The sequence below is a fragment of the Mycobacterium sp. NPDC050441 genome (genome assembly GCF_040655355.1).
Classification (GTDB): domain Bacteria; phylum Actinomycetota; class Actinomycetes; order Mycobacteriales; family Mycobacteriaceae; genus Mycobacterium.
On sequence record NZ_JBFAJS010000007.1, the window covers coordinates 222,299 to 249,158 of the forward strand.

Genomic DNA, 26,860 nt, shown 5'->3' on the forward strand with positions numbered 1-26,860 from the left:
CCGGCACCGGCCCGCGACACCGATCGATCCATTGACGACCGACGTGATGACGACATCGCGGCGAAAGGAATACTCCCCTCCGCCGACCAGTCTGCCTGACCGGACCCTCGAATCGAAATCGAACCGGCACGCCGCGCCCGACCGGTGAGCCGTCGCGCCGCAGGCTTAGTAGTTTGTAGTCGTGACAGCTGCCGCCAGTGCACACGAGATTCCACCGCAATACGTGCTATCCCCACTGGCCCCCGAGCCACGCACGCTCGTCGACATCCTGCACGACACGGCCCGGCGTTTTCCCGATGCACCGGCCCTCGACGACGGCTCCGTACAGCTCACCTACTCCGAGCTGATCGCCGACGTCGCCGACAGTGTGTCCTGGCTGGCAGCGCGCGGGATCGGCCGCGGCGACAAGCTCGGAATCCGGATGCCCTCGGGCAGCTATGCGCTGTACGTGGCGATCCTGTCGGTGCTGGCCTGCGGCGCGGCCTACGTCCCGGTGGATGCCGACGACCCCGACGAGCGGGCCGAGCTGGTGTTCGGCGAGGCCAACGTGGTCGGGGTGATCACCGAGGCCGGCCTGGTCCGCGGGCCTGGTTCGTCGCGCGGCTGGCGGGCCGCCGAGCCGCTGGGGCGCGACGACGCGTGGATCATCTTCACCTCGGGCTCGACCGGCACCCCGAAAGGTGTGGCCGTCACCCATCGCAGTGCCGCCGCGTTCGTCGACGCCGAAGCGCGGATGTTCCTACAGGACAACCCGATTGGACCCGGTGACCGGGTGCTGGCCGGGCTGTCGGTCGCCTTCGACGCTTCATGCGAGGAGATGTGGCTGGCCTGGCGGCACGGCGCCTGCCTGGTGCCCGCCCCACGCTCGTTGGTGCGCAGCGGCATGGATCTGGGCCCGTGGCTGGTGAGCCGCGACATCACCGTGGTGTCCACGGTGCCGACGCTGGCGGCGCTGTGGCCGGCCGAGGCGCTCGAAGCGGTCCGGTTGCTGATCTTCGGGGGCGAGGCCTGCCCACCCGAGCTGGCGGCCCGGCTCGCGGTCGACGGCCGTGAGGTGTGGAACACCTACGGCCCCACTGAAGCGACGGTCGTGGCCTGCGCGGCACAACTGGACGGCCAGGGCCCGGTCAGCATCGGCCTGCCGCTGGCCGGCTGGGATCTGGCGGTCGTGGACAAAGACGGCCTGCCGGTAGCGATCGGCGACGTCGGCGAGCTCGTGATCGGCGGCGTGGGGCTGGCCCGCTACCTCGACCCCGAGAAGGACGCAGAGAAGTACGGCCCGATGCCGACACTGGGCTGGAGCCGGGCCTACCGCAGCGGCGACCTGGTGCGGCTCGAGACCGACGGCCTGTACTTCCAGGGCCGCGCCGACGATCAGGTGAAGGTCGGCGGACGGCGCATCGAGCTGGGTGAGGTCGACAACGCACTCGTGCACCTGCCCGGCGTGAGCGGCGGCGCGGCCGCGGTGCGCAAGACCGCGAGCGGCACCCCGCTGCTGGTCGGCTACATCGCCAGTGCCGATCCGGAATTCGACCTGGCCGCCGCCCGGACCGCCCTGTCCGAGTCGCTTCCGGCCGCCCTGGTGCCCCGCCTGGTGCTGCTCGACGAACTCCCGACCCGCACGTCGGGCAAGGTGGACCGCAACGCACTGCCGTGGCCGCCGCCCGGAGGTGCCGATCACGCCGCCCCCGAACTCGACGGCACCATGGGCTGGCTGGCCGGATTGTGGCGCGACGTGCTCGGTACGCCCGTCGAAGGCCCGGAGGCCGATTTCATCGCGCTGGGCGGCGGCTCACTGTCCGCCGCACAGTTGGTGGCCGCGCTGCGCCAGCGCTACCCGCTGGTGACCGTCGCCGACCTCTACGACCACCCCCGGCTCGGTTCACTGGCCGGCTACCTCGACGAGCTCAAGCCGCCACCGAAGATCGAATCCCGCGAGGTAAAACCGACGCCGCTGCTGACGCAGGCCGCACAGGTCGCACTGTCGCTCCCGTTGGCCACCCTGACCGGCATGCAGTGGGTGGTCTGGCTGGCACTGCTGAACAACCTGGCCGCCGTCTCGGGAATCGTGTCGTGGGCGCACCCGCTCAGCTGGTGGTGGGTACTGGCCGGCTTCCTGCTGTTCGTCACGCCGCTGGGCCGCATGGGCATCGCGGTGCTGTTCGCCCGGATGCTGCTGACCGGACTCGAACCCGGCACCTATCGCCGCGGCGGCGCGGTCCACCTACGGGTCTGGATCGCCGAGCGGCTGGCCGATGCCAGCGGCGCGGAGAACCTGGCCGGTGCGCCGTGGATGGTCTACTACGCCCGCGCCCTGGGCAACAGCGTCGGCAAGGGCGTCGACATGCACTCGGCGCCGCCGGTGACCGGCATGCTCAAACTCGGTCACCGCGCCTCGGTCGAACCCGAGGTGGACCTGACCGGGCACTGGATCGACGGCGACCTGTTCCATGTCGGGCCGGTGTCGATCGGCAACGACGCCACGATCGGCACCCGCACCACGCTGCTGCCCGGGGCCAGCGTCGGCAAGAACGCCGATGTGGCGCCCGGATCGGCAGTGACCGGCAAGGTCAAGAACGGTCAGTTCTGGAAGGGCTCACCCGCCGTGAAGTCCGGCAAGGCCCGCCACCCGTGGCCCGATCACCGGCCGCGGCGCGCGCCGGTGTGGGTCGCGGTGTACGGGGTGTCCTCATTACTGCTGGCAGGCCTGCCGCTACTGGCACTGGCCGCGGGGCTCGCGGTGATCGTCTGGGGCGTGCACGGCACTGCCTCGCCGGCCGAGGCGCTACTGCCCGCGCTGGCCTGGACGCCGGCCGCGGCCGCGGTCTCAATGCTGACGTATGCAGCGCTGACGGTGATCGGGGTCCGCCTACTCTCGGTCCGGCTTTCGGAGGGCTACCACCCCGTGCGCAGCCGGGTGGGTTGGCAGTTGTGGACCACCGAACGGCTGATGGACGCGGCCCGCAATTATCTGTTCCCGATCTACGCCAGCCTGCTCACGCCCTGGTGGCTGCGGGTGCTCGGCGCGAAAGTCGGCCGGGACACCGAGATCTCGACGGCCCTGTTCACCCCGAAGTTCACCGAGGTGCAGGACGGCGCGTTCCTGGCCGACGACACCATGGTGGCCTCCTACGAACTGGGCGGCGGCTGGATCCATGTCGCCAAAGCGACGATCGGCAAGCGGGCCTTCCTCGGCAACTCCGGCATCACGCAGCCGGGCCGCAAGGTGCCCAACGACGGCCTGGTGGCCGTGCTGTCGGCCACGCCTCACAAGGCCAAGGCCGGCTCGTCCTGGCTGGGCAGCCCACCGGTCCGGTTGCGCCGCAACGCCACCGCCGCCGATGCGCTACGCACGTTCCATCCGTCGGTCCGGCTCAAGATCATGCGTTCGGCCGTCGAGACCTGCCGGTTGATCCCGGTGATCGTCACCTTCGCGATCGGTATCGCGGTGCTCGGTGCGATGCAGGCCGTGACGATCCGGTTCGGCTTCCTGTGGGCGGCACTGTCCGCCGGCGTGGTCCTACTGGTCGCCGGCACGGTGGCCGGGACCATCGCGGTGATCGCAAAGTGGTTGGTGGTCGGCCGGATTCGCGCGGTCGAACATCCATTGTGGTCGTCGTTCGTGTGGCGCAACGAGGTGTCGGACACCTTCGTCGAAACCGTCGCCGCACCCTGGTTCGCCCGTGCCGCCAGCGGCACCCCGGTGATGAACCTGTGGCTGCGGGGGCTGGGCGCGTCGATCGGGCGCGGCGTGTGGTGCGAAACCTACTGGCTGCCCGAAGCCGATCTGGTGACGCTCGCGACCGCGTCCACCGTCAACCGCGGCTGCGTGGTGCAGACCCACCTGTTCCACGACCGCATCATGCGGTTGGACAGCGTTGTGCTCGAAGAAGGTTCGACGCTGGGGCCGCACTGCGTGGCACTGCCCGCGGCACGCCTGGGTGCCGGCGCCACCGTCGGGCCGGGCTCACTGGTGATGCGGGGCGACGAAGTACCACCGTCGACGCGCTGGCAGGGCAACCCGATCGCGCCGTGGAACATGTTCGGCAAGAAACGTGCGGCCGACAAGTCCTCCGACAAGACTGCGAAGAAGACAGAAGACCCCGCCGCGTGACCCGATCGAAGAAAGCCGCAAAGAAGTTGGTACCTCCGCCCGTCATCGATCCGTATCTGCCCACCAACGGCAATTTCGGGTACCGGGTGTCGCGCTACGAACTCGACCTCGAGTACAAGGTGGCGATCAACCGACTGGCGGGGACCGCCACGATCACCGCGGTGACGTTGGCCGCGGTGCGCACCTTCACCCTCGACCTGTCCGACGCCCTTACGGTGTCGCGGGTTTCGGTGAACGGCCGCCGTCCGGCCCGGTACCGATGTTCGGGCGGGAAGTTGTCGGTCACCATGTCCTCGGCACTGCCGGCCGGCGCCGCGATGACCGTCGTCATCCGCTACAACGGAACCCCGCGCCCCATCGAAACCTTTTGGGGTGAAGTCGGTTTCGAAGAACTGTCGAACGGCGCCCTGGTGGCCGGCCAACCCAACGGGGCGGCCTCCTGGTTCCCGTGCGACGACCATCCCAGCTCGAAGGCCAGCTACCGGATCCAGATCAGCACCGACAGCCCGTATTACGCCCTGGCCAACGGCGAGTTGATCTCCCGAAAAGCCCGCGCCGGACACACCGTGTGGACCTACGAGCAGGCCGAACCGACATCGAGCTACCTGATCACCCTGCAGATCGGCCAGTACGAGAGCCAGCGGCTCGCCAAGACACCGGTACCGATGCACGCGGTGCTGCCCGCCCGGTTGCGCCGCAATTTCGACCACGACTTCGAAGATCAGCCGCAGATGATGAAGCTCTTCATCAAGATGTTCGGCCCCTATCCGCTGGCCAGCGGCTACACCGTGGTGGTCACCGAAGACGACCTTGAGATACCGCTGGAGGCCCAGGGCATCTCGATCTTCGGCGCCAACCACTGCGACGGACACCGCGGCGCCGAACGGCTGATCGCCCACGAACTGGCCCACCAGTGGTTCGGCAACTCGGTGACGGCGCGACGCTGGCGTGACATCTGGCTGCACGAGGGATTCGCCTGCTACGCGGAGTGGCTGTGGTCCGAACACAGCGGCGGCCACACCGCCGCAGAGTGGGCCGAGCACTATCACCAGCGGCTGCGCGACAAGCCCCAGGACCTGCTGCTGTCCGATCCTGGGCCCGAGGACATGTTCGACGACCGGGTCTACAAGCGCGGGGCACTGACCCTGCATGCGCTGCGCACCCTGATCGGTGACCGCAATTTCTTTGCGCTGCTGAGGGATTGGACGGCCCGCTACCGCCACAGCACGGCATTCACCGACGATTTCACCGGGCTGGCCGCCGCCTACACCGACGTGCCACTGCAGCCGCTGTGGCAGGCCTGGCTGTATTCGAAAGAGCTGCCAGACCTGTGACCGATGCCGGCGGCGCCCCCGCTACAGGCCCCATCACGCGCAGTAGCGTCGCCCGCGTCGGACTGGCGACGGCGATCAGCGCGCTGTGCGGCTACGCCGTGCTGTACCTGGCCGCCCGCGACCTCGAGCCGGCCGGATTCTCGGTCTTCAGCGTGTTCTGGGGTGCGTTCGGCCTGGTGACCGGCGCCGCCAACGGCCTCTTGCAGGAGGCCACCCGCGAGGTCCGCTCAGCGCGGCATCGGAATCTGAGCGGCGCGCCGACCACTCACCCGATGCGGATCGCGGGACTGGTCGGCATCGTCGCCGCCATAGTGATCGCGCTCAGCTCACCGCTGTGGAGCACCCACGTGTTCGCTGAGTCGCGGGCGCTGAGCGTCGTGCTCCTCAGCGTCGGGCTGGCAGGGTTCTGTCTGCACGCCACTCTGCTCGGCATGCTCGCCGGGGTGAACCGGTGGACCGAGTACGGGGCCCTGATGGTCACCGATGCCGGAATCCGGGTGGCTGTCGCCGCCGCGACGTTCGTGCTCGGCTGGGGGCTGGCCGGGTTCCTGTGGGCCACCGTGGCCGGCGCAGTGGCCTGGCTGATCATGCTGATCGCCGCGCCGGCAGCGCGCCTGGCCGCCGGACTGCTCACCGCGGGCAGTCCCGCGACGTTCCTGCGCGGGGCCGCGCACTCGATCGCTGCAGCCGGCGCCAGCGCGATCCTGGTGATGGGGTTCCCGGTGCTGCTCAAGGCCACCTCGGGTGATCTCGGCGCGGCCGGCGGTGTGGTGATCCTGGCCGTGACGCTGACGCGTGCGCCGCTGCTGGTTCCGCTCACCGCGATGCAGGGCAATCTGATCGCGCATTTCGTCGACCAACGCGACAAGCGGCTGCGCGCATTGCTGGCCCCCGCCGCTGCGGTGGCCGCGCTGGGCGCCGTGGGCGTGGCCGCAGCCGGATTCCTCGGGCCCTGGCTGCTGCGGGTGGGGTTCGGCGACGAATACCGGGCCGGCGGCGCCCTGCTGGCCTGGCTGACCGCAGCCGCGGTCGCCATCGCCATGCTCACCCTGACCGGCGCCGCAACTGTCGCGGCCGCCCTGCACCGGGCCTACGCGCTGGGCTGGATCATCGCCACCGTCGCGGCGGTGGCGCTGCTGCTGCTGCCGGTGGGCCTGGAGACGCGCACCGTCATCGCGCTGCTTTGCGGACCGCTCGTCGGAATCGCGGTTCACCTGGGCGCGCTCGCCAAACTGGCAATGAAATGACCGTGTAGTTTGGTGCCCATCGACATGCGCTTTCACGACATTTGGATCATCATCCCCGCCTTCAATGAGGCGAGCATCATCGGCGACGTCATCTCCGAGGTACGCTCGGTTTTCCCTAACGTGGTCTGTGTCGACGACGGCAGCCGCGACGGCACCGCCGACCTGGCCCTGCGGGCCGGCGCGCACGTCGTCCCGCACCCGGTGAACCTCGGCCAGGGAGCGGCAATCCAGACCGGTGTCGAATTCGCACGCAGCCGGCCCGGCGCCCGCGTCTTCGCCACCTTCGACGCCGACGGTCAGCACCAGGTCAAGGACGTGGTGCGAATGATCGACCGGCTCGACACCGACGGTGCCGATCTGGTGGTGGGTACCCGGTTCGCCAACCCGGACGCGCACGCGGTGACGCATACCCCGCCGCTGAAGCGGATGATCCTGCGCGCGGCGGCATTCCTGAGCCCGCAGAGCCGCGCCTTCGGGCTCACGGATGCGCACAACGGCCTGCGAGTGTTCAACAAGTTGGTGGCCGACCAACTCAACCTCACCATGAACGGCATGAGCCACGCCGGTGAGTTCATCTCGCTGGCGTACGAAAACCGTTGGCACGTGGTCGAGGAACCGGTCGAGATCCTCTACACCGACTATTCGAAGTCCAAGGGGCAACCACTGCTCAACGGGGTGAACATCATCTTCGACGGGCTGTTACGCAGGAGGATGTCCCGATGAACTGGATTCAGGCACTGCTGATCGTCGCAGTGCTGGTGCTGTTGGCGTACCTGCTCGGGTCACGGCGCAGCGCACGATCCAAGGCGTGGGTGAAGGTCGGTTTCGTGTTGTTCGTGGCGGCGGGCATCTACGCGATCCTGCGCCCCGACGACACCACCGTGGTGGCCAATTGGCTTGGGGTGGACCGAGGTACGGACCTGATGGAGTACATGCTCATCATCGCGTTCGTATTCGTCACGCTGTCGACGTACCTGCGCATCAAGGATCTCGAGCTGCGCTACGCCCGGCTGGCCCGGGCCGTGGCCCTGCAGAACGTGCGGGTTCCCGAAGATACCTAGCGGCTGAGCAACGCCGCCAACATGGCGATCCGGGCGTCCTCGAGTTCCGGCAGTGGCAGCACGCGGCGCACCATGGCCGCGCCGTCAAATGTGTTGAGCAGGACGGCCAGCACCACGCTGAACGAATCCTCGGGGAATTGGTCGACCCCGGGCGTGGTCTTGGCGACTTCATAGATGTTGTCGATGTACTCGGCGAGCACCACCTGCAGTGGGCCCCGAAGCTTCTCATCGGTGCGCGCCGCCATCAGCAGCTCATGCCACACGGTGTTGGTATCGCTGCCCGCGATGTCCCGCAGGATCGTCAGCACCGCCGGTAACGGCGGCTGCTCGGCGGCGATGTCGGCAATCAGCTTGCTTCCCAACTCCAACTGACGGCGCGCCACCTCTTGCGCGGTGGCCGCCATGAAGTCGCTCATGGTGGGGAAATGCCGGAACAGCGCACCGTCGGAAACCTTGGCCCGCTTGGCGATCACCGCCGCCGACGCCCGCGCGTACCCGACCTCGACGATGGTGTCGATACCGGCGTCGAGTAGTCGTGCGACGGTTTCCTCGCGGCGCTGCTGCTGGGTTCTCGCCATGTCTAGACGGGCGTGCGGTCCAGTTGCTCGGCGCCGGCCCGCAGGTACCGTCCCGACTTCACCGATTCGCCGTAGCCGTCCCGGAACTGACCGTTGCGGAACACCACGGCCCCGTTGACGGCGGTGGCGATGACGGCGTCGTCGCTGCGGTTCACCATGCGGCTCAGGCCGCCGTAGAACGGGACCGACTCCTCGTGGTAGGCCTCCACCGTGTCATTGAGGCCGGCCGGGTCGATCACCACGAAGTCGGCGCGGTCGCCTTGCCGCAGGGTGCCGGCCGAGACGCCGAACCAGTCGGCCACCTCGGCGGTCAGCCGGTGCACGGCATGTTCGGTGGTCATGAACGGCCGTCCGGTCAGCTGGGCGTCGCGTACCCGCTTGAGCAGCTTCACCGGGTAGTTGTAGAACGCCATGTTGCGCAGGTGCGCACCGGCATCCGAGAAACCCATGTGTACCGACGGTTCCTTGGCCAGCTTGTCCAGGAACTTCGGCCGGTTGTTGGCCACGATGGTGGTCCAGCGAACGTTGCGCTCACCGTTGTCCACCAGCACATCGAGGAAGGCGTCGAGCGGGTGGATGCCGCGCTCGTCGGCGATCTGCCCGAAGCTCTTGCCGATCAGCGTCTTGTCGGGGCATTCGACGATCGTGGCGTCGTGGAAGTCGCGGTGCCATAAGGTCGGTCCGAGTACGCGCCGGTCGAAGGACTTGCGGAACCGTCGGCGGTACTCGGGGTCGGCGAGCAGCTTGTTGCGCTCGAACTGGTCTTTGAGATGCAGCGCGGCCGTTCCGGCGCCGAACTCCTCGAACACGGGCAGATCGATTCCGTCCGAATACAATTCGAACGGTACCGGCAGATGCTGGAACCGGACCTTGGAGCCCAGGATCCGGTTGAGCAGGCGGACGCCCGGCCCGAGCACGCGCACCGCACCGGGCGAGGACTTGGCGTCGGCCGACACCAGCAGGCTCATCCGCACATCCCGGCGCCTGCCGAACTGGCCACTGCTCTCCAGGAAGAAGTTCAGTGCCTCATGAATTTTCGCCACATTCGGCGCGCTCTGCAGCATCCGTCCGCGCTTGCGCAGCACCTTGATCAGACGCCGGCGCTCACGCCAGGTCGCGAACGTCGACGGCAATGCGCGGGACCTGAACCGGTCCCCGTCGAGCTTGTCGATCGCCGCGTCCATCCCGGACAAGCCGAGCATGCCCGCGTCGAGGGCCTCGTCGAGCTTGGCCGCCATGGTTTCCAGTTCGGCGTCGGTCGGGGTGACACCTCGGGTGGTGGCCCGGTCCAGTCCCAGCACCGAGGCCCGCAGATCCGAATGCCCCAGCAGCGACGCGATATTCGGGCCCAGCGGCAGCTCGTCGATGACCTTCACGTACTCGGCCGGACCAGACCAGGTCTTGTGCTGCTCCAAGGCGCCCAGCACGAACTGACGCGGAACCGCCTCGACGCGGCTGAACAGATCGGCGGCATCCTCGGTGTCGGCGTAGACCGTCGAGAGCGAGCACATGCCGAGCAGCACGGTGGTCACGCCGTGGCGCACCGATTCCCGCAGGCCCGGATCGAGCAGGACTTCGGCGTCGTAGTGGGTGTGCACGTCGACGAAACCGGGCAGCACCCACTTGCCGCCGGCGTTGATGACGTCGGGACAGTCGGTCTCGTCGAGCGGGGTGGCCGACACCGTGACCACTACCCCGTCGCGAATCCCCAGCGTACGGACCTGCGGCGGGGCGCCGGTGCCGTCGAACCACAAGCCGTTGCGAACGATGACGTCGTAGGACATGACGCAACGCTAAACGAGAAAGTGAGTACTCACAATCTTTTAGCGAGGATCGGTCCGAAAAAAGTCCACCGTCTTGGGAATGCCCGCGGCCAGGTCGACCTGCGGCCGCCACCCCAGCACCTCACGCGCCCGCGTGATGTCCAGACGGGAACGGCGCAGGTCACCGAGCCGCGGCGGGTGCATCTCCGGGTCGTCAGCCGCACCGACGGCCAGGGCGATCGCGGTGTGCATTTCCCGGGTCGAGGTCTCCACGCCGGTGCCGACGTTGAACCGCTGGCCACCGCCCGCTGATCCCGACGCCTTCACAAAGGCGTCCACCACGTCGTCGACGTACACATAGTCGCGGGTGTCGCTGCCGTCACCGAAAATCTTGGTGGGGCGCCCGGCCAGCAGAGCCTGGGCGAAGATCGCCACCACGCCGGCCTCACCGTGCGGATCCTGGCGCGGGCCGTAGACGTTGGCCGGCGCGATGTGCGAGCAATCCAGGTTGTACAGATTGCGGAACATGTTGAAGTACACCTCGCCGGCCACCTTGCTCGCCGCGTAGGGCGAGGCGGGGTCCGTCGGGGTGTCCTCGCTCGTCGGATATGACGGCGGGGTGCCGTACACCGAGCCACCTGACGACGTGTGCACCACCTTGCGCACCCCGGACTGCCTGGCCGCCTCGGCCAACCGGACCACGCCCACCACATTCACCGTGGAGTCCAGCTGGGGGTCGTCCACCGAGCGCTTCACCGAGATCTGAGCGCCCAGGTGGAAGATCACCTCAGGCTGGGTGTCCTTGAACAGCCCCAGCAGGTCCGCGTCGACGATGTCGGCCTTGACGAACTCGAAGTTGTCGTTGTTGTCGGCGCTGCTGAGGTTCTCTGCCCGCCCCGAACTCAGGTCGTCGAGCCCGACGACGCTGTGCCCGTCTGCAAGCAGGCGGTCAACCAGCGTCGATCCGATGAAACCTGCCGCTCCTGTCACCAGTGTTCGCACGGCCTCACCATACCGACGGCAGGTTGGCGCCCGCTGGGTCCGTACAGTCGGCAAGAGTGAACAAGGTCGCCCGCATTGCCGCCGCGCTGATCGCGCTGCACCTGGTGGTCCGGGCGATACTCGCATTCGGCGGCTATTTCTACTGGGACGATCTCATTCTGATCGGCCGGGCCGGGACCCAGAATCTGCTGTCGCCGTCCTTCCTTTTCGACGATCACGACGGCCACGTCATGCCCGCGGCGTTCCTGGTGTCCGGCGCGGTGACCCGGGTGGCCCCGTTCTCCTGGGTCCTGGCCGCGGTGAGCCTGGTGGTGATGCAACTGCTGGCCTCGCTGGCGCTGCTGCGGGCGCTGTGGGTGATCCTCGGCTGGCGGCCGGTGCTGCTGATCCCGCTGACCTTTGCCTTGTTCACCCCGTTGGCGTTGCCGGGGTTCGCGTGGTGGGCGGCCGGGCTGAACACGTTGCCGATGCAGGCCGCCCTGGCGTGGGTGTGCGGCGAGGCCGTGCTGCTGGTGCGGACCGGGTCTTACCGGCACGCGGTCTTCGGCGTGCTGGTGTTCTTCGGGGGGCTGCTGTTCTTCGAGAAGGCCGCGGTGATCCCGTTCGTCGCGTTCGCAGTGGTGGCTCTTTTGGGGTACGTCACGGGGACTTTTGGCGTGCGCGAGGTGTGGCGGCGCGGACTGCGGTTGTGGGTCGGTTGCCTGGCCCTGATCGTCGCCTGGATCGGCGTATACCTCGTCGTCGTCGATCAGAAGCGGTGGAGCTTCGACCTGGCGATGACCTGGGACCTGCTGAGCCGCTCGTTCACGCACGGCATCGTGCCCGGGATCGTGGGCGGGCCGTGGTCCTGGCAACGCTGGGCACCCGCTTCGCCGTGGGCCACCCCGCCCGTCTCGGCGATGGCGCTGGGCTGGGTGGTGCTTGTTGTCGCCGTCGCGGTGGTGCTGGTGCGCAAGACCCGCATCTGGCCGGTCTTGGTCGTGGCCCTGGGCTATGCCGTCGCCTGCCAGATCCCGATCTATCTGATGCGCTCGTCGCGGTTCACCGCATTGGAGTTGGCGCAGACGCTGCGCTATCTGCCGGACCTCGTGGTGGTGCTGGCGCTGTTGGCGGCGGTGGGATTCTGTGCGCCGAACCGGGATTCGCGGTTCTCCGGCCTGTTGTCAGCGTCCCGTGCCCGCACTCTCGTATGTGTCGGCGTTGCGGTGCTGTTCGTGGCGAGCAGCCTGTATTCGACGTTCACCTTCCTGAAGGTGTGGCAGGACAACCCGGTGCCCGCCTATCTGAACAATGCCCGCGCGTCACTGGCGTCCACCTCATCGGCCGCACCGCTGCTGGACCAAGAGGTCGATCCGCTCATCCTGCAGCGGGTGGCCGCTCCGGAGAACCTGGCCAGCCACATGTTCGCCCTGGCATCACCAAGGCCCGAGTTCGCCGCGGCCACAACCGATCTGCGGATGTTCGACCGGACCGGGACGCTGCTCCCCGCCAAAGTGACGTGGGTGCGCACCACTGTCGAGGGCCCGGCGCCCAAATGCGGATTCCTGGTCCAGCCCGACGAGCCCGTGGTCATGCCACTCGATGGGCCGCTGCTGCCGGCCGATTGGACCGCGGAGATCAACTACCTGGCCAACAGCGACGGTTCACTGACCATGGCCCTGGCCGAGGGGCCTGAGGTGAAGGTCCCGGTGCGGCCCGGGCTCAACCGGGTGTTCGTCCGACTGCCCGGGGCCGGACAATCGATCTCTGTGCAGGCCAACACCGCCGCGCTGTCGGTCTGCATCTCCCCCGGACCTGTGGGATTCCTGGCACCGAAGTAGTTCGGGGGCTGAGATACTGACGGTTGACTGTCGGGATCCTGGTGGGGGGACGTTCTGTGAGCGCGCTGGATGGCTTCTATTCGACCTGGAACAAAGCGCGTGAAACCTTCGGAGTAGGCACGCCCGTCGACGGCTCGCAGCACGACGGCAGCTCCCAGCTGATGAAGATGAAAGGCATGGTCGAATCGGCGGCCAAGCACGACGGCTGGCAAGGGAGAGGCGCGGAGGCCTACGCCGCGGCCAACAAAGAGCATGCCGCCGTGTACCAGAAGCTCGCCGACCTCGACAAGAAGATGTCCGCCGAAGTCACCAACGCAGCCAACATCGTCGCCAACGGACGCACTCAACTGGACACCACGAAGTCCTGGGTCGACAGCGCAGCCAACTCATTGCCCAGTGGGCTCAGCTCCCAAGCCCGCGAGAACAGCCTGCTCCCGATCGCCAGAGAAGGCATCACCCAGGTCAACAACACCGTAAGCACCGCCAACGGGGACATGCTCAAGATCGGTTTCCGCATCACCGATATAAAGAACCAGTACGACGAGCTGAGTACGAATCAGAAGTTCGGACCTGTCGACGTGCTGAAGGCTGCCGGAGGCCAGCCCGCTGATAAGCAGGACCCCGAACTTAATTCGGAAAACGGCCGCGCTGATGGTGAAGCACTTCAAAATGGCGCAGGCCGACTGATGACGCCGGAATATCGCGACCGCCTACTCGAAGCAGGAACGCTTTCCGAACAGCAGTTGGCAGATCTAGCATCGGGTAAAGATGTCGTTGTTGGCGCTGACCGGATGGCATATCTATACCAGCTATCACAATCCCTCAATGGAATGTCCCCCGAGGACCTAAAGGAACTTTCCGCGACTCTGCCAGGAGAAGAACAGAAGGCGTTAGCCCAAGGGCTCGCGATTATTTCCAACCATCACGCTTTATCAGGGATTCCCAACACCGAAGGAGTCACCGATGCGACGCGCGACAGTTTTATTCCCGCAGCGGGTAGCTTGGTCAACCTTCCCGACAAGATGCATGAAGAACTATCCCGCAACGACCGAGTTGTAGTGACACCCGGACAGACCGTGCCGACCGGAACAACGCTTCCGCCCGCATACGTGCCAGAAACCACCAAGCTCAACGGAGTGGGAGCCATTCAAGATATCTCGGATGTCTTGAAGGCCGGTGATGGCACATATTTCAACGGCAGCGAAGCTACAAAAACGATGCTTGATGCATCATCACAGTATGCTGCCGCGGATGCCAAGCATAATGGCATCCCTGGAGACACTCTTGGACATGCTCTAACACATCCCACGTTAACTTCCGATCACCACGGTTCAGATTTGCCGAAAGCCCTTGCCGAAGTGATCGGTACATCAGGTCGTGATCACGTAGGAGTGCACGATTTAGCTACCAATCCTTCAACCAGGGACAATTTTCTCCAAGGAATAACCTCCGAGAAATGGGGCGAGCACTCCAGCCAGGTTGGAGATGCATTCCGCTGGACCGGTTCCGAGCCACACAATCCAATCGCCGGAGAAACAGCCAATTCGGTTGCGCATTACCTCTCCGATAGCGCAGATGATCACCTACGGCATATGCCTGGGGGAGGTTTCTTCGGCGAAGTCAATGGCGGATTACTTCAGGCCATGGCAGACGGCACCTCACCCTACTTGGCTCAACTAGCTGGCGCCGGTCCTCAATCAGGATTCAACTCGCCCGGGATCGACGGATTCAACAGAGCAAGCGACATGAACGCTCTGTTCTCCGTGTTCGACCAGGACCATACTGCGGGCACAGTGGCCAACAACGCCGCCTTGCAACAGAAGTTCTTCCTCGAAGTCAGCGCCGCCGAACGCGGCGATGTACCAGGAAATAGCATCGAGGTCGCTTCCCGCCTCAGCGAGGCAATGGCAAACGGTGCTCTCGATGCCAAGAACGCAGGGATCGCAAACCACGTTTGGCAACTACACGAGGACAACCAGAAGGCAGGAGTGATGTTTGACACCTTCTACGGAGGACTCACTGCCGTAGAAGGACTTGTTCCAGGTGGGCAAGTACCCGCCGCCGTTCAAACTGTCCTGGGGCCTATGTTCAAGGATCAGCTCCTGCCTGAAACAGATCCGACGACGGTGCATGGCGACGACTTCTTCACCAACCAGCTCAGCGACAATAGATTTAGTAATACGACGTCGAATTATGCCGTCGCCTTGCAGGGTTTGATCAATTCGCATCCAGAGATTGCAAACGACACAGTTCTGAAAGATTTCATCAAAGACGGCCGGATCGATCTCTACAATGTCGCCAACAAGAATCTCAATGCGCATGACATACTCAGTAATTGGTTTGAGATGAACAGCGCGTATTACGGCTACAACCAAGGCACCTGGACGGCTCAACGCCAAGATGGCACAATTAATGACAATTGGAGTTATTGATGCGCAGAGCGACAGCGATACGCCGTGCATTTGCGGGCCTGTTGGCCCTGTCGGTGATCAGCACCGGTTGTACGCAGCCAGAACCGCCCACATCGAACAACAGCCCAACGACCTCGAACGATCCGACTGCTGACGACATCTTGCAATACTCCAACCGCTGGATCCAAAATCCAGCCATGGACCTCATGTCACCGGAAGGAACCTTTGTCCGGGCCGCGGTGGAATCACTCGACCGTGTCGGATACGGTCGCGGTACCGGAATCGCAGCAATTGCAGACGCCGGCTATCCCGGATTTGCCCGCGCCTTCAATAATGTGAGAGATCCCGTTACATTCGGACTCCCCGGAGGGAAAGACCAGGACGAGGTTGGGACAATGTACTGGGAAGTAGTCGCTACGCGCCGCAACGGCGACCTGATTACGGCAGGGGTGTGCGGCTACGGTTCAATGACCGCCGGAAAGGTATACGGCGGCTACCGAAATTCGGGACGTCAACTCCCAGCAGGAAGCGCCAGATGGCTCACATTCGGGCCCGATCAGGCGCTGCCCAGCATCGAGCAGATTTCACCGCCCTCAAACCAGCGAGGCTCACGACGTACACCTGTCAACAATGTGTTTGGCACATGGGTACTCACGGATTACAAGGTTCTCGGCGCCAACATTGATCTGCCCCACTGCGTCAACACGCTCGCTCCAGGCACACCACCAGATGCCCCAGATGAGTATTTCGTCCAACCCGATCCGCTGCCGGCGCTGCCGCCCGACCCCGGCTGGCCCGAGTCGTAGCGCGCGCGTGCCAAGCTGGCGGGCATGACTGACGTACGTGAACAGGGTCTGCGAGTCCTGCAAGAGATGGTGCCGCACCTGCCGGCCGACGTCGTCGAACCCGACGGCAGCTTCGGCGATGAGCTGCTGGCGATCGGCGTCGACAATGTCTTCGGCCGGTTATGGAGCCGCGAGGGCCTGAGCCGCCGTGACCGCAGCCTGGTCACCATGGGCATCTTGATCGCCCTGCGGGCCACCGATGAGTTCGAGTCGCACGTCAGGATCGGCCTCCGGAACGGCCTCACCGAGGACGAGATCGCCGAAGTCATCTACCACGCCAGCGGTTACGCGGGTTTCCCTGCTGCGAATACAGCCCGCAACGTGGCGCGGGAAGCGCTGGCCAAGGACTAGAAGACGCGGCTGCCCCGCTTCGACAGCTCGAAGCCGTGGTCACCGATCACGCACACCGTGCTCACGTCGGTGACGGCGCACGTCCCGGTGTCGGGATAGACGAGCTTGCTGCCGGCGGGAAGCAGCTTGTAGTTGGCGGGGTCAACCGTGCGGTCGCGCGGCTCTTTGTAGTCCGTGTACTTCTCCATGTCGGCCAGATCCCCGGTGGAAAATTTCGCCGGATCGAGTTGCATGGCCGCGAAAACGCTGACGAAGTTGCTCGATGTACCGGGCAGCGCACCCCAGCAGGTGGCTTGCTTCATGGGTGGATTGGCACGGCCGGTGTAGGTGATCCGGCATCGGTACCCGCCCGGGGTGACGAACTGCGCGCCATTCGTCGTCGGGTAGTTGTAATACGTGTTGTAGTCGTGGACATCCACCGCGGTGTAACCACTCAGATCAGGGATTTGCCCCGGGTCAGCCTGCGCCACCGGAGATGCCAGTGAAACCGCTACCACGAGAACCGCTCCCACCACGATCCGTGCCATAGCGGTGAGCCTATCGCCGCCGACACCTGCGCACTGCGATTGCCCGAGTGCGTCAGCGACGCGAAAAATATGGAGCCGCCTAGGGGAATCGAACCCCTGACCTTCTCATTACGAGTGAGACGCTCTACCGACTGAGCTAAGGCGGCTTGCCGTTACGGGCGGCACGAGTCTACGGCAGAGGCCAGCCAGGACCCAACTCACCCGCGCAGCGCCTGCCCGACCGTCGCCACCATGGCATCGACGGCGAACTTCGGCTTGACGTTGACGGCCAATGCTTCGCGGCATTCCAGCACCGCCTCGATGCAACGCAGCAGCCGGTCCGGTGGCACGTGGGCGGCCATGGCCTCCACTTTCTCGGCCATGTCCGGGTGGTTGGCGGTCACCGCCGTGGCTCCTGACGACACCAGCAGCGCATCGCGGAAGTAGGTGGCCAGGTCGATCAGGGCCCGGTCCAGCGCATCGCGGTTAGCCCGCGTCCGTCGTGACTTCTGCCGATTTTCCAGCTGCTTGAGCACACCAGCGGTGCCGCGGGTGGTGGCCGCGGTGCCTTTACCCGTCCCACCGGCCCCCAGGGCGGTCTTGAGCTCCTCGGTCTCGGTCTCGTTGCGCCCGGCGGTCAACGCCAGCGCCTCGGCCTCGGCGACGGCGACCATCTCCTCGGCGGCCGCGAACGCCCGCGTCGGAGTGGCGGCGTCCCGGGCCAGCCCGAGCGCCCGTTTGCGACGCTCCCTGGCCTCGGGATCGGTCGCCAACCGTCGGGCCCGGCCGACATGGCCGCCGCTGACCGAGGCAGCCCAGCGAGCGTCCCCTTCCGGAAGCCCGTCACCGGAGATCAGCACGTCGGCGATGGCGTCCACCGACGGCGTGGTCAACGCCACGTGCCGGCAGCGGGAGCGCAGCGTGATGGCGATGTCCTCGGGGTCCACCGACGGCGCGCAGAGCAGGAACACGGTCGATGCCGGCGGCTCCTCCACCACTTTGAGCAGCGCATTGGCCGCGCCCTCGGTGAGCCGGTCGGCATCCTCGATCACCACGACCTGCCAGCGCCCGGTCCCGGGCCGCCGCGATGCGATCTGGACGATCTCGCGCATCTCCTTGACCGCGATCGACAGCCCCTCGGGCACGATGCGGCGCACGTCGGCGTGCGTGCCGGCCATCGTCGTCGTGCACGCTCGGCACTGCCCGCACCCTGGAACACCGTCCGACGTGCATTGCAACGCCGCCGCGAAGCACAGCGCCGCCACCGAACGCCCCGATCCGGGTGGGCCGGTGATCAGCCAGGCATGTGTCATGGTCCCCACGGTGGTGCCACTGTGTGGCGTATCACCCCGGGCCGCCGATGCGGCCGCCACCAGCTCCTGTTCCACCGCGTGCTGGCCCACCAGCCGCGAAAAGACCCCGCTCATCGTCCCCAACAGTAGTGGTCAAGCCGACACAACCGCGTCACAGCAGGCGGTCAACGTCCCTGCGGCCCGATACGGTGAACGGATGACCACGGAGCCGATACCTATCGCGCGAATCGGTGCATTCGCTCGATGGGTGGCGCGCACGCCGTGGCCGGTGTTCACCCTGGGCATGCTGCAGGCCGACATCATCGGCGCGCTTTTCGTGCTGGGATTCCTGCGCTTCGGTCTGCCGCCCGAGGACCGCATCCAACTCCAGGATCTGCCGGTGCTCAACCTGGCGATCTTCCTGGGGTATCTGTTCGTGTCGTTCACCGTCGGCGCCTACCTCGCGCTGCGGCTGCTGATCCCGGTGATCCGGTGGCAGCGCCGCGACACCCTGCTGTCCAAGTCGGACCCCGGTATCACCGAGTTGGCCCGCGTACGGGCGCTGAAGATGCCCTTCTACCGCACCCTGATCAGCGTCACGAACTGGCTGCTGGGCTCGATCGTGTTCATCGTGGCCAGCTGGCCCGTCGCCAGTAAGTCCGCTCCCGTGGTTCTCGTCGCTACCGCACTGGGGGCGACCGCCACGGCGATCATCGGCTACCTGCAGTCCGAGCGGGTGCTACGACCGGTCGCGGTGGCCGCGCTGCGCGGCGGGGTTCCGGAGAACTTCCGCGCCCCCGGGGTGATCCTGCGCCAGGTGCTCACCTGGGTGCTCTCGACGGGCGTGCCGGTCCTGGCCATCGTCCTGGCCCTGGTGGCCAGCAAGTTCTCGATCCTGACCGCATCTGCCGACCGGCTGATCACCCCGCTGTTGCTGCTGGCCATCGCCGCGCTGGTGATCGGGCTGTCCGGCACCGTACTGGTGGCGATGTCGATCGCCGATCCGCTGCGCCAGCTGCGCTGGGCGCTGGGCGAGGTGCAGCGCGGTAACTACAACGCGCACATGCAGATCTACGACGCCAGCGAGCTGGGCCTGCTGCAGGCCGGGTTCAACGACATGGTGCGCGAGCTGGCCGAGCGGCAACGACTGCGTGACCTGTTCGGCCGCTATGTAGGTGAGGACGTGGCCCGTCGCGCCCTGGAACGCGGCACCGAGTTGGGCGGCCAGGAGCGGGACGTGGCGGTGCTGTTCGTGGACCTGGTGGGTTCGACGCATCTGGCGTCGACGATCCCGGCCGGCGACGTGGTGAACCTGCTCAACGAGTTCTTCCGCGTCATCGTCGACACCGTCAACCGTCACGGCGGGTTCGTCAACAAGTTCCAGGGTGACGCGGCCCTGGCCATCTTCGGTGCCCCGATCGAGCATCCCGACGCCTCCGGCGGCGCGCTGGCGGCATCCCGTGAACTACACGACGAGCTGCTCAGCGTGCTGGGTACCGATACCGAGTTCGGTATCGGGGTCTCGGCCGGCCGCGCGATCGCCGGCCATATCGGTGCTCAGGCCCGGTTCGAGTACACCGTGATCGGCGACCCGGTGAACGAGGCCGCCCGCCTCACCGAGCTCGCCAAGCTGGAGGAAGGCCACGTGCTGGCCTCGGCGATCGCGGTCAGCAGCGCACTCGACGCCGAGGCACTGAGCTGGGACGTCGGCGAGATCGTCGAACTGCGCGGGCGCACCGTGCCCACCCAGCTGGCCCGTCCCATGAACCTGGTCCTGCCACGGGATCTGGAGCGCAATGCCGCCGAGCGCGACCTGACAGGCTAGAGCACGTCAGGCCTTCTTGGCCGCAGCCTTCTTCGCCGGGGCCTTCTTGGCAGCGGTTTTTTTGGCGGCAGCCTTCTTGGCCGGAGCCTTCTTCGCGGCCTTCTTCACCGGCCCGCGGGCCCGGCGATCGGCCAACAGCTCCGAGGCGCGCTCGTCGGTGATCGAGGCGACGTCATCGCCCTTGCGCAGGCTGGCGTTGGTCTCACCGTCGGTGACGTACGGGCCGAATCGCCCGTCCTTGATCACCATCGGCTTGCCCGAGGCCTGGTCGGTGCCCAGCTCACGCAGCGGCGGGGCCGCAGCGGCCTGGCGCCCACGGCGTTTCGGCTCGGCGTAGATCTTGAGCGCCTCGTCGAGGGTGATGGTGAACATCTGTTCCTCGGTGGCCAGCGAACGAGAGTCGGTGCCGCGCTTGAGATATGGACCGTAGCGGCCGTTCTGCGCGGTGATCTCCTCGTTGTTCGACGGGTCCACGCCGACGACGCGCGGCAACGACAGCAGCTTGAGCGCGTCGTCCAGCGTCACCGTCTCCAGATCCATTGAGCGCAACAGAGATCCGGTGCGCGGCTTGGGTCCGGTCGGCTTCTTGCCCTTCTTGGCCGTCGTCCCCGCATCCGGATCTTCCGGCGGTTCCGGGAGGATCTCGGTGACGTAGGGGCCGAATCGTCCGTCCTTGGCTACGATTTCGTGCCCGGACACCGGATCGACACCCAGCACCCGTCCCTCTTGCGGTGTGGCGAAAAGCTTTTCGGCCAACTCGAGCGTCAGCTCGTCGGGGGTCAGCTCATCCTTGAGGTTGGCGCGCTGCGGTTTGAGCTCGCCCGGATTGTCCGGGTCGGCGATCATGCGCTCCAGGTACGGCCCGTTGCGACCCACGCGGACCACGATCGCGCGGCCCTCGGCATCGTCGAAGAGCTTGATGGAGTTGACTTCTCGTGCGTCGATACCTTCGAGGTTCCCGCCGACGAGGTGCTTGAGCCCACCGGCCCGGGCGATCGAGCCCTCGACGCCGTGATCGCCGCCGAAGTAGAAGTTCGACAGCCAGTTGGTGCGCTGCTCCTGGCCGTTGGCGATCTCGTCGAGCTCGTCCTCCATGGCCGCGGTGAAGTCGTAATCCACCAGCCGGCCGAAGTGCTGCTCGAGCAGGCCGATGACGGCGAAGGCGACCCACGACGGGACCAGCGCACTGCCCTTTTTGACCACGTAGCCGCGGTCCTGGATGGTCTTGATGATCGAGCTGTAGGTCGACGGGCGGCCGATGCCGAGTTCTTCGAGGGACTTGATCAGCGAGGCCTCGGTGTAGCGGGCCGGCGGGCTGGTGGTGTGTCCGTCGGCGGTCAGATCAGCGGCATCGACGCGCTGGCCCTGGGTCAGGTTCGGCAGACGGCTCTCGGCATCGTCGGCCTCGCCGCCCTGCTGCTCGTCGAGGCTCTCGACGTAGGCCTTGAGGAAGCCCGAGAACGTGATGGTGCGACCGGAGGCGTTGAAGACGACCTGCTCGCCGCCTGCAGCGGCTCCGGCGATCCGCAGCGACAGCGTCGTGCCGCGCGCGTCGGCCATCTGCGAGGCCACGGTGCGCTGCCAGATCAGCTCGTAGAGCCGGAACTCGTCGGTGTCGAGTTGCGCATGCAGCTGACCCGGGGTCTGGAACACGTCACCGGAGGGGCGGATCGCCTCGTGCGCCTCCTGGGCGTTCTTGACCTTGCGGGTGTACTGCCGCGGCGACGGATGCACGTACTCGTCGCCGTAGAGCTGCCGCGCCTGGTTGCGCGCAGCGTTGATGGCCGACTCCGACAGCGTCGTGGAGTCGGTACGCATGTAGGTGATGTAGCCGTTCTCGTACAGCCGCTGCGCGATGCTCATCGTGCGCTCCGAGGAGAACCGCAGCTTGCGGGCGGCCTCCTGCTGCAGCGTGGAGGTCATGAACGGCGCGTAGGGCTTGCGGGTGTACGGCTTCTGCTCGACGGAGCTGACAGCCAACTGGGCGCCGCGCAGGCCGGCGGCCAGGGCCCCGGCGCTGGCCTCGTCGAGCACGAGCACCTCGTCGGGCTTCTTCAGCTGGCCCAGCGAGTCGAAGTCACGACCGGCGGCGACCCGGCGGCCGTCGACGGTGTTGAGCTTGGCGGTGAACTTGGGCGGAGTGGCCTGCGGGTCGGAGACCGACGCGTCCAACTCAGCACTGACGTCCCAGTACCCGGCGCTGCGGAACGCCATGCGCTCCCGCTCACGCTGCACGATGATGCGCGTGGCCACCGACTGCACCCGACCGGCGGACAGCTTCGGCGCGACCTTCTTCCACAGCACGGGTGAGACTTCGTAGCCGTAGAGGCGGTCGAGGATGCGCCGGGTTTCCTGCGCGTCGACCAGGGCGATGTCCAGGTCACGGGGGTTTTCCGCGGCGGCCCGGATGGCGGGTTCGGTGATCTCGTGGAACACCATCCGCCGGACCGGCACCTTGGGCTTCAGCGTCTCCAGGAGATGCCAGGCGATCGCTTCACCCTCGCGGTCACCGTCCGTCGCGAGGTAGAGCTCGTCGACACCCTTGAGCAGGTCTTTGAGCTCCGTGACGGTGCTCTTCTTCTCGGGGCTGACGATGTAGAGCGGTTCGAAGTTGTCGTCGACATTGACCCCGAGGCGCGCCCACGGCTCGGATTTGTACTTGGCCGGCACGTCAGCGGCATTGCGCGGCAGGTCACGAATGTGCCCGCGGGAGGATTCGACCACGTAATTGGAGCCCAGGTAGCCGGCTATCTTGCGCGCCTTGGTGGGCGACTCGACAATCACGAGTCGCCGGACAGTGCCCTTGCTACCGCTGCCGCTATCGCCAGCCAACTGTGCTTACGCTCCACTCCTATAGTTGCCGCGCCACGCCCGGCAACTGACAATTTCGCATTACGCGAGAGCCTACGCAAACCGGCTCTCCGTGTGTCCACCATTAAATACGTGGCCACTGCGCCAACGCCGCCGCCTCCCCGGGGGGTTCCCCCACATTCTCTACCAGGCGTGACAGGCGTCGACGCCCACTGATCCGCAGGGCCGGACGGGAGCCTCTGGTCCCGATCAGAGTCGGAGCGATTCCCACCCGCATCATGGCTGCGGCCAGCGCTGCGTGGGTATCGGGCGCATGCGGGTCCAACCCCAGCAGGTAACGATCATCGGCCTCGGGCGTGCCCGCCGCCAGCGTCCAGGCCCGCAACTCACGGGCACCGGGCAGCCATCCAGGCGGCACCGTCTTGACCGCGCCCCTGGTCCACTCCCCTGCGATCAGCATCAACTGCGGATCCAGCGCGGTGCGCACCAGCGGGTTGTTCTCGTCGGTCCGGGAAATCTCCGACACCAGACCGGCGTCGCTGATCATCTCGGCGAGGCCCTGGGCACGCCACAGCTCGTCGACGACCACCGAGATCCGGGCCGCCTGCCGGCCACCGTTGCCCGCGAGAACGACCTGTCCCGGCCCGGCAAGCACCCCGGTCAGGTCGGCGACCGCGGGCGGCACCGACTCAGCCGAGAAGAACGACAGCTGGCTCACAAATCGACACTAGGCCAGCGCAGGCCGTAAAAACGAGAACACCCCCGCGGTGTCCGGCACGGACTCAGCGGGGGTGTCTGTGTTGGGTTTTTGTCTCAGACGGCCCGAACACCCGTGGCCTGCGGCCCCTTGGGGCTCTGGCCAACCTCGAACTCAACCTTCTGGTTCTCCTCCAGGGTGCGGAATCCGCTGCCCTGGATTTCCGTGTAGTGGACAAACACGTCGGCAGAGCCGTCCTCCGGAGCAATGAAGCCGAAGCCCTTCTCCGCGTTGAACCACTTCACAGTTCCCTGTGGCATCTTTTGTTCTTTCCTTCTCTTTCAACCGGGTGCGGTCCACCGACTTCCGGTGCACCGGGCCCGTTCCGACCGCCATACCAACGCGCGAGTCGCCCGGAACTGACCCGACCTACAACCCTCGCAGGAACCGCGATCGCAACGACGATCCTGCGAGTGCGAGTACAAACACAGAAGCTGCGACCGTGATCAGTCAATCATGTTCGGGGCGGCTGCAACAGTCTCGGCATGCGGCGCGTGGTGAACAATTCGTTTACAAATCCGGGCCGATGTCGGCGGGGTAGATCGCAGGAGGAAGTGCAGTGCTGGATCAGGGGTCGGATTTCGGCCGTGAGCTGCTGGCTTGCGCTGTCGAAGGCACCCCGTCCGGGGAAGATCCGCTACGCCATGTTGCGGATATCCCGCCGCGACACGGCAAACCAGATCGATGGCCGGAATGGGCCCATCCGGAGGTCGTTTCGGCCCTGCAGGACCGCGGCATCGCCGCCCCCTGGTCGCATCAGCTCGCCGCCGCCGAGTTGGCCCGGGACGGACGGCATGTCGTGGTGTCCACCGGAACCGCGTCCGGCAAGTCCCTGGCCTACCAACTACCGATCCTGTCGGCGCTGGCCGAAGACCGGCGGACACGGGTGCTGTACCTGTCGCCGACGAAGGCGCTCGGACACGACCAGCTGCGCACGGCACAGAACCTCACGGAGACCGTCGCCGCGCTGCGTGACGTCGCACCGGCACCGTATGACGGTGACAGTGCCACCGAAGTGCGTCGCTTCGCCCGGGAACGGTCACGGTGGATTTTCTCCAACCCGGACATGATCCATCTGTCGCTACTGCGCAACCATGCCCGCTGGGCGGTGTTCCTGCGCCACCTCAAGTACGTCGTTGTCGACGAATGCCATTACTACCGTGGCATTTTCGGTTCCAACGTGGCCATGGTGCTGCGCCGGCTGTTGCGATTGTGCGAGAGATATTCCGCCGACGACGCTGGTCCTTCTATGCCGACGGTCATCTTCGCCAGCGCGACGACGGCGTCACCGGGCGAGACCGCCGCCGAATTGATCGGGCAGACCGTCGCCGAGGTGACCGAGGACGGCTCACCGCAGGGCGCGCGCACGATCGCGTTGTGGGAGCCGGCCCTGCTGGACGACCTCACCGGCGAGAACGGCGCGCCGGTGCGGCGTTCGGCCGGCGCCGAGGCCGCCCGGGTGATGGCCGACCTGATGTCCGAGGGCGCACGCACCTTGACCTTCGTCCGGTCCCGGCGCGGCGCGGAACTCACCGCCCTGGGAACCCGGACCCGGCTGGAGGACATCGCACCCGAGCTGGCCGATCAGGTGGCGTCCTACCGGGCCGGTTTTCTCGCCGAGGACCGCCGCGAGCTGGAACACGCGCTGACCGACGGCCGCCTGCGCGGGCTGGCCACCACCAACGCGCTGGAGCTCGGCATCGACATCGCCGGGCTGGATGCGGTGGTGATGGCGGGGTTTCCCGGCACCGTCACCTCGTTCTGGCAGCAGGCCGGCCGGTCCGGCCGGCGTGGGCAGGGCGCGCTGATCGTGTTGATCGCCCGCGACGATCCCCTGGACACCTATCTGGTGCACCATCCCGCGGCGCTGTTGGACAAGCCGATCGAGCGAGTGGTCATCGACCCGACGAATCCGTACGTGCTGGGCCCGCAATTACTCTGCGCGGCGGCCGAACTGCCGCTCACCGCGGCCGAGGTCCGGTTGTGGAACGCAGAGGCGGTGGCCGAGACCCTGGTTGACGACGGACTGCTACGGAAGCGTCCCAGCGGCTATTTCCCCGCGCCCGGGGTGGATCCGCACCCGGCCGTGGACATCCGCGGCTCCAGCGGCGGTCAGATCGCGATCCTGGAGGTCGACACCGGCAGGATGCTGGGCAGCACCGGCGCCGGGCAGGCAGCGGCCTCGCTGCATCCCGGCGCGGTCTATCTGCACCAGGGCGAGACCTATCTGGTCGACTCATTGTCCTTCGAGGATGGCGTCGCGTTCGTGCATGCCGCCGATCCGGGCTACAGCACGTTCGCCAGGGAACTCACCGACATCGCGGTCACCGGTCCCGGCGAGCGCAGCACCTTCGGCGCGGTCACCGTGGGCCTCGTCCCGGTGTCGGTGACCAACACCGTGGTCGGCTACCTGCGCCGCCGGATCGACGGTGAGGTCATCGATTTCGTAGAGCTGGACATGCCACCCAGCACCCTGGACACCATGGCCGTGATGTGCACGATTACCCCGGAAGCATTGCAGGACAACGGTATCGACCCGCTAGCAATGCCAGGAAGTCTGCATGCCGCCGAACACGCGGCCATCGGCCTGCTGCCCCTGGTGGCCAGTTGCGACCGGGGTGACATCGGCGGGGTCTCGACGGCCGTCGGACCGGTGGACGGCCTGCCGTCGATCTTCGTCTACGACGGCTATCCCGGCGGTGCGGGTTTCGCCGACCGCGGATTCCGCAATCTCAGTACCTGGTGGGCCGCGACGGCCGACGCGATCGAGGCTTGTGAGTGCCCGCACGGTTGCCCCTCGTGCGTGCAGTCACCGAAATGCGGCAACGGCAACGACCCACTGGACAAATCTGGTGCAGTACAAGTACTCCGCCTGGTGCTCGGCGCGCTGAGTACGTCCTCAGCGGACCCCCGACCGCGTTGACGACCGACCCCTCGACGGCCGACTACGCGGATCTACAACTGCGTGGCTGCATTCGGCCACGCCGAACACACAGACGGTGCGACGAACGGTCGGACAACGCGATCCGTTCCCAATCCCGGAGGCCGGGCGCAGTGGCAAATTACGTGAACTCACTCATGTTTGCAACCCGACAGACCCAAGTTTAGATATCCGCGACCGTAATCCGCAGTTTTCTGCTGCG

The 26,860-nt window shown here is 66.4% G+C and carries 19 protein-coding genes and 1 tRNA gene; 11 read left to right on the forward strand and 9 right to left on the reverse strand.

Annotation, left to right across the window (positions count from 1 at the left end; genetic code table 11):
• The first annotated feature begins 181 nt into the window (after positions 1–181).
• From AB0I14_RS21885 to AB0I14_RS21905, 5 genes are read left to right on the forward strand one after another with little or no spacing between them, the layout of a single operon-like run.
• The gene (locus AB0I14_RS21885) at positions 182–4,114 is read left to right on the forward strand and encodes a Pls/PosA family non-ribosomal peptide synthetase (RefSeq protein WP_358025883.1); all 3,933 of its coding nucleotides are present in this window, start codon (positions 182–184) and stop codon (positions 4,112–4,114) included.
• Positions 4,111–5,448, forward strand: a complete 1,338-nt coding sequence (locus AB0I14_RS21890; RefSeq protein ID WP_358025885.1) for a M1 family metallopeptidase — start codon at positions 4,111–4,113, stop codon at positions 5,446–5,448. The genes AB0I14_RS21885 and AB0I14_RS21890 overlap by 4 nt, the downstream gene beginning before the upstream one ends.
• The gene (locus AB0I14_RS21895; RefSeq protein WP_358025887.1) at positions 5,445–6,695 is read left to right on the forward strand and encodes a hypothetical protein; all 1,251 of its coding nucleotides are present in this window, start codon (positions 5,445–5,447) and stop codon (positions 6,693–6,695) included. Before AB0I14_RS21890 ends, AB0I14_RS21895 begins: the two co-directional genes overlap by 4 nt.
• A 24-nt stretch (positions 6,696–6,719) precedes the next feature.
• Positions 6,720–7,418: a glycosyltransferase family 2 protein gene (locus AB0I14_RS21900; protein WP_358026388.1), complete on the forward strand. Its 699-nt coding sequence runs from the start codon at positions 6,720–6,722 to the stop codon at positions 7,416–7,418.
• Positions 7,415–7,756 carry a DUF2304 domain-containing protein gene (locus AB0I14_RS21905; protein ID WP_163666925.1) on the forward strand — a complete coding sequence of 114 codons (342 nt, stop codon included), beginning with the start codon at positions 7,415–7,417 and terminating at the stop codon, positions 7,754–7,756. Before AB0I14_RS21900 ends, AB0I14_RS21905 begins: the two co-directional genes overlap by 4 nt.
• Here the strand turns inward: AB0I14_RS21905 and AB0I14_RS21910 are convergent.
• The 3 genes from AB0I14_RS21910 to AB0I14_RS21920 are packed head-to-tail and all read right to left on the reverse strand — an operon-like array spanning position 7,753 to position 11,099.
• Positions 7,753–8,334, reverse strand: a complete 582-nt coding sequence (locus tag AB0I14_RS21910) for a TetR/AcrR family transcriptional regulator (protein WP_358025889.1) — start codon at positions 8,332–8,334, stop codon at positions 7,753–7,755. The genes AB0I14_RS21905 and AB0I14_RS21910 overlap by 4 nt on opposite strands.
• Positions 8,335–8,336: 2 nt before the next feature.
• Positions 8,337–10,118, reverse strand: coding sequence for an amidohydrolase family protein (locus AB0I14_RS21915; protein ID WP_358025891.1), 1,782 nt, complete (start codon positions 10,116–10,118; stop codon positions 8,337–8,339).
• Between the two features lie 39 nt (positions 10,119–10,157).
• Entirely contained in the window at positions 10,158–11,099 is a 942-nt protein-coding gene (locus tag AB0I14_RS21920; RefSeq protein WP_358025893.1) for a GDP-mannose 4,6-dehydratase, read from the reverse strand.
• 56 nt (positions 11,100–11,155) lie between these two features.
• On the opposite strand from AB0I14_RS21920, the gene AB0I14_RS21925 reads away from it, so the two are divergent.
• Genes AB0I14_RS21925 through AB0I14_RS21940 form a run of 4 tightly spaced genes read left to right on the forward strand, consistent with a single transcriptional unit; the run spans position 11,156 to position 16,526 of the window.
• Positions 11,156–12,919: a hypothetical protein gene (locus AB0I14_RS21925; protein WP_358025895.1), complete on the forward strand. Its 1,764-nt coding sequence runs from the start codon at positions 11,156–11,158 to the stop codon at positions 12,917–12,919.
• Positions 12,920–12,975: 56 nt separating this feature from the next.
• Positions 12,976–15,351: an EspA/EspE family type VII secretion system effector gene (locus AB0I14_RS21930; protein WP_358025897.1), complete on the forward strand. Its 2,376-nt coding sequence runs from the start codon at positions 12,976–12,978 to the stop codon at positions 15,349–15,351.
• On the forward strand, positions 15,351–16,136 hold the full coding sequence (locus AB0I14_RS21935) for a hypothetical protein (RefSeq protein ID WP_358025899.1): 786 nt from the start codon (positions 15,351–15,353) through the stop codon (positions 16,134–16,136). The genes AB0I14_RS21930 and AB0I14_RS21935 overlap by 1 nt, the downstream gene beginning before the upstream one ends.
• Before the next feature lie 24 nt (positions 16,137–16,160).
• Positions 16,161–16,526 (forward strand): carboxymuconolactone decarboxylase family protein, encoded by a 366-nt coding sequence (locus AB0I14_RS21940; RefSeq protein ID WP_358025901.1) that lies wholly within the window; start codon positions 16,161–16,163, stop codon positions 16,524–16,526.
• Here the strand turns inward: AB0I14_RS21940 and AB0I14_RS21945 are convergent.
• From AB0I14_RS21945 to AB0I14_RS21955, 3 genes are all read right to left on the reverse strand, one after another.
• A complete protein-coding gene (locus AB0I14_RS21945) occupies positions 16,523–17,053 on the reverse strand; it encodes a hypothetical protein (RefSeq protein ID WP_358025903.1) in 531 nt (176 codons plus the stop codon). The genes AB0I14_RS21940 and AB0I14_RS21945 overlap by 4 nt on opposite strands.
• Positions 17,054–17,123: 70 nt before the next feature.
• A tRNA-Thr gene (locus AB0I14_RS21950) sits at positions 17,124–17,199 on the reverse strand.
• A 51-nt stretch (positions 17,200–17,250) separates the two neighbouring features.
• Positions 17,251–18,459 carry a DNA polymerase III subunit delta' gene (locus tag AB0I14_RS21955; RefSeq protein ID WP_358025905.1) on the reverse strand — a complete coding sequence of 403 codons (1,209 nt, stop codon included), beginning with the start codon at positions 18,457–18,459 and terminating at the stop codon, positions 17,251–17,253.
• A gap of 82 nt (positions 18,460–18,541) precedes the next feature.
• Between AB0I14_RS21955 and AB0I14_RS21960 the strand changes: the two genes are divergently transcribed.
• On the forward strand, positions 18,542–20,149 hold the full coding sequence (locus AB0I14_RS21960; RefSeq protein WP_358025907.1) for an adenylate/guanylate cyclase domain-containing protein: 1,608 nt from the start codon (positions 18,542–18,544) through the stop codon (positions 20,147–20,149).
• A 6-nt stretch (positions 20,150–20,155) separates the two neighbouring features.
• On the opposite strand, the gene topA is transcribed toward AB0I14_RS21960, so the two are convergent.
• The 3 genes from topA to AB0I14_RS21975 form a co-directional block, all read right to left on the reverse strand.
• Entirely contained in the window at positions 20,156–22,981 is a 2,826-nt protein-coding gene (gene topA / locus AB0I14_RS21965; protein WP_358025909.1) for a type I DNA topoisomerase, read from the reverse strand.
• A gap of 103 nt (positions 22,982–23,084) precedes the next feature.
• Complete coding sequence (locus AB0I14_RS21970) at positions 23,085–23,678, reverse strand: hypothetical protein (RefSeq protein ID WP_358025911.1); 594 nt, start codon at positions 23,676–23,678, stop codon at positions 23,085–23,087.
• 95 nt (positions 23,679–23,773) lie between these two features.
• Entirely contained in the window at positions 23,774–23,977 is a 204-nt protein-coding gene (locus AB0I14_RS21975; protein WP_006243848.1) for a cold-shock protein, read from the reverse strand.
• 299 nt (positions 23,978–24,276) lie between these two features.
• Here AB0I14_RS21975 and AB0I14_RS21980 point away from each other — a divergent pair, with 299 nt between their 5' ends.
• Entirely contained in the window at positions 24,277–26,640 is a 2,364-nt protein-coding gene (locus AB0I14_RS21980) for a DEAD/DEAH box helicase (protein ID WP_358025915.1), read from the forward strand.
• The last annotated feature ends 220 nt before the right edge of the window (positions 26,641–26,860 follow it).

Coding starts and splice junctions, on each gene's coding strand:
- AB0I14_RS21900 (WP_358026388.1), top strand. CDS start 6,720: ATGCGCTTTCACGACATTTGGATCATCATCCCCGCCTTCAATGAGGCG.
- AB0I14_RS21905 (WP_163666925.1), top strand. CDS start 7,415: ATGAACTGGATTCAGGCACTGCTGATCGTCGCAGTGCTGGTGCTGTTG.
- AB0I14_RS21910 (WP_358025889.1), bottom strand. CDS start 8,334: ATGGCGAGAACCCAGCAGCAGCGCCGCGAGGAAACCGTCGCACGACTA.
- AB0I14_RS21915 (WP_358025891.1), bottom strand. CDS start 10,118: ATGTCCTACGACGTCATCGTTCGCAACGGCTTGTGGTTCGACGGCACC.
- AB0I14_RS21935 (WP_358025899.1), top strand. CDS start 15,351: ATGCGCAGAGCGACAGCGATACGCCGTGCATTTGCGGGCCTGTTGGCC.
- AB0I14_RS21940 (WP_358025901.1), top strand. CDS start 16,161: ATGACTGACGTACGTGAACAGGGTCTGCGAGTCCTGCAAGAGATGGTG.
- AB0I14_RS21945 (WP_358025903.1), bottom strand. CDS start 17,053: ATGGCACGGATCGTGGTGGGAGCGGTTCTCGTGGTAGCGGTTTCACTG.
- AB0I14_RS21955 (WP_358025905.1), bottom strand. CDS start 18,459: ATGAGCGGGGTCTTTTCGCGGCTGGTGGGCCAGCACGCGGTGGAACAG.
- AB0I14_RS21960 (WP_358025907.1), top strand. CDS start 18,542: ATGACCACGGAGCCGATACCTATCGCGCGAATCGGTGCATTCGCTCGA.
- AB0I14_RS21975 (WP_006243848.1), bottom strand. CDS start 23,977: ATGCCACAGGGAACTGTGAAGTGGTTCAACGCGGAGAAGGGCTTCGGC.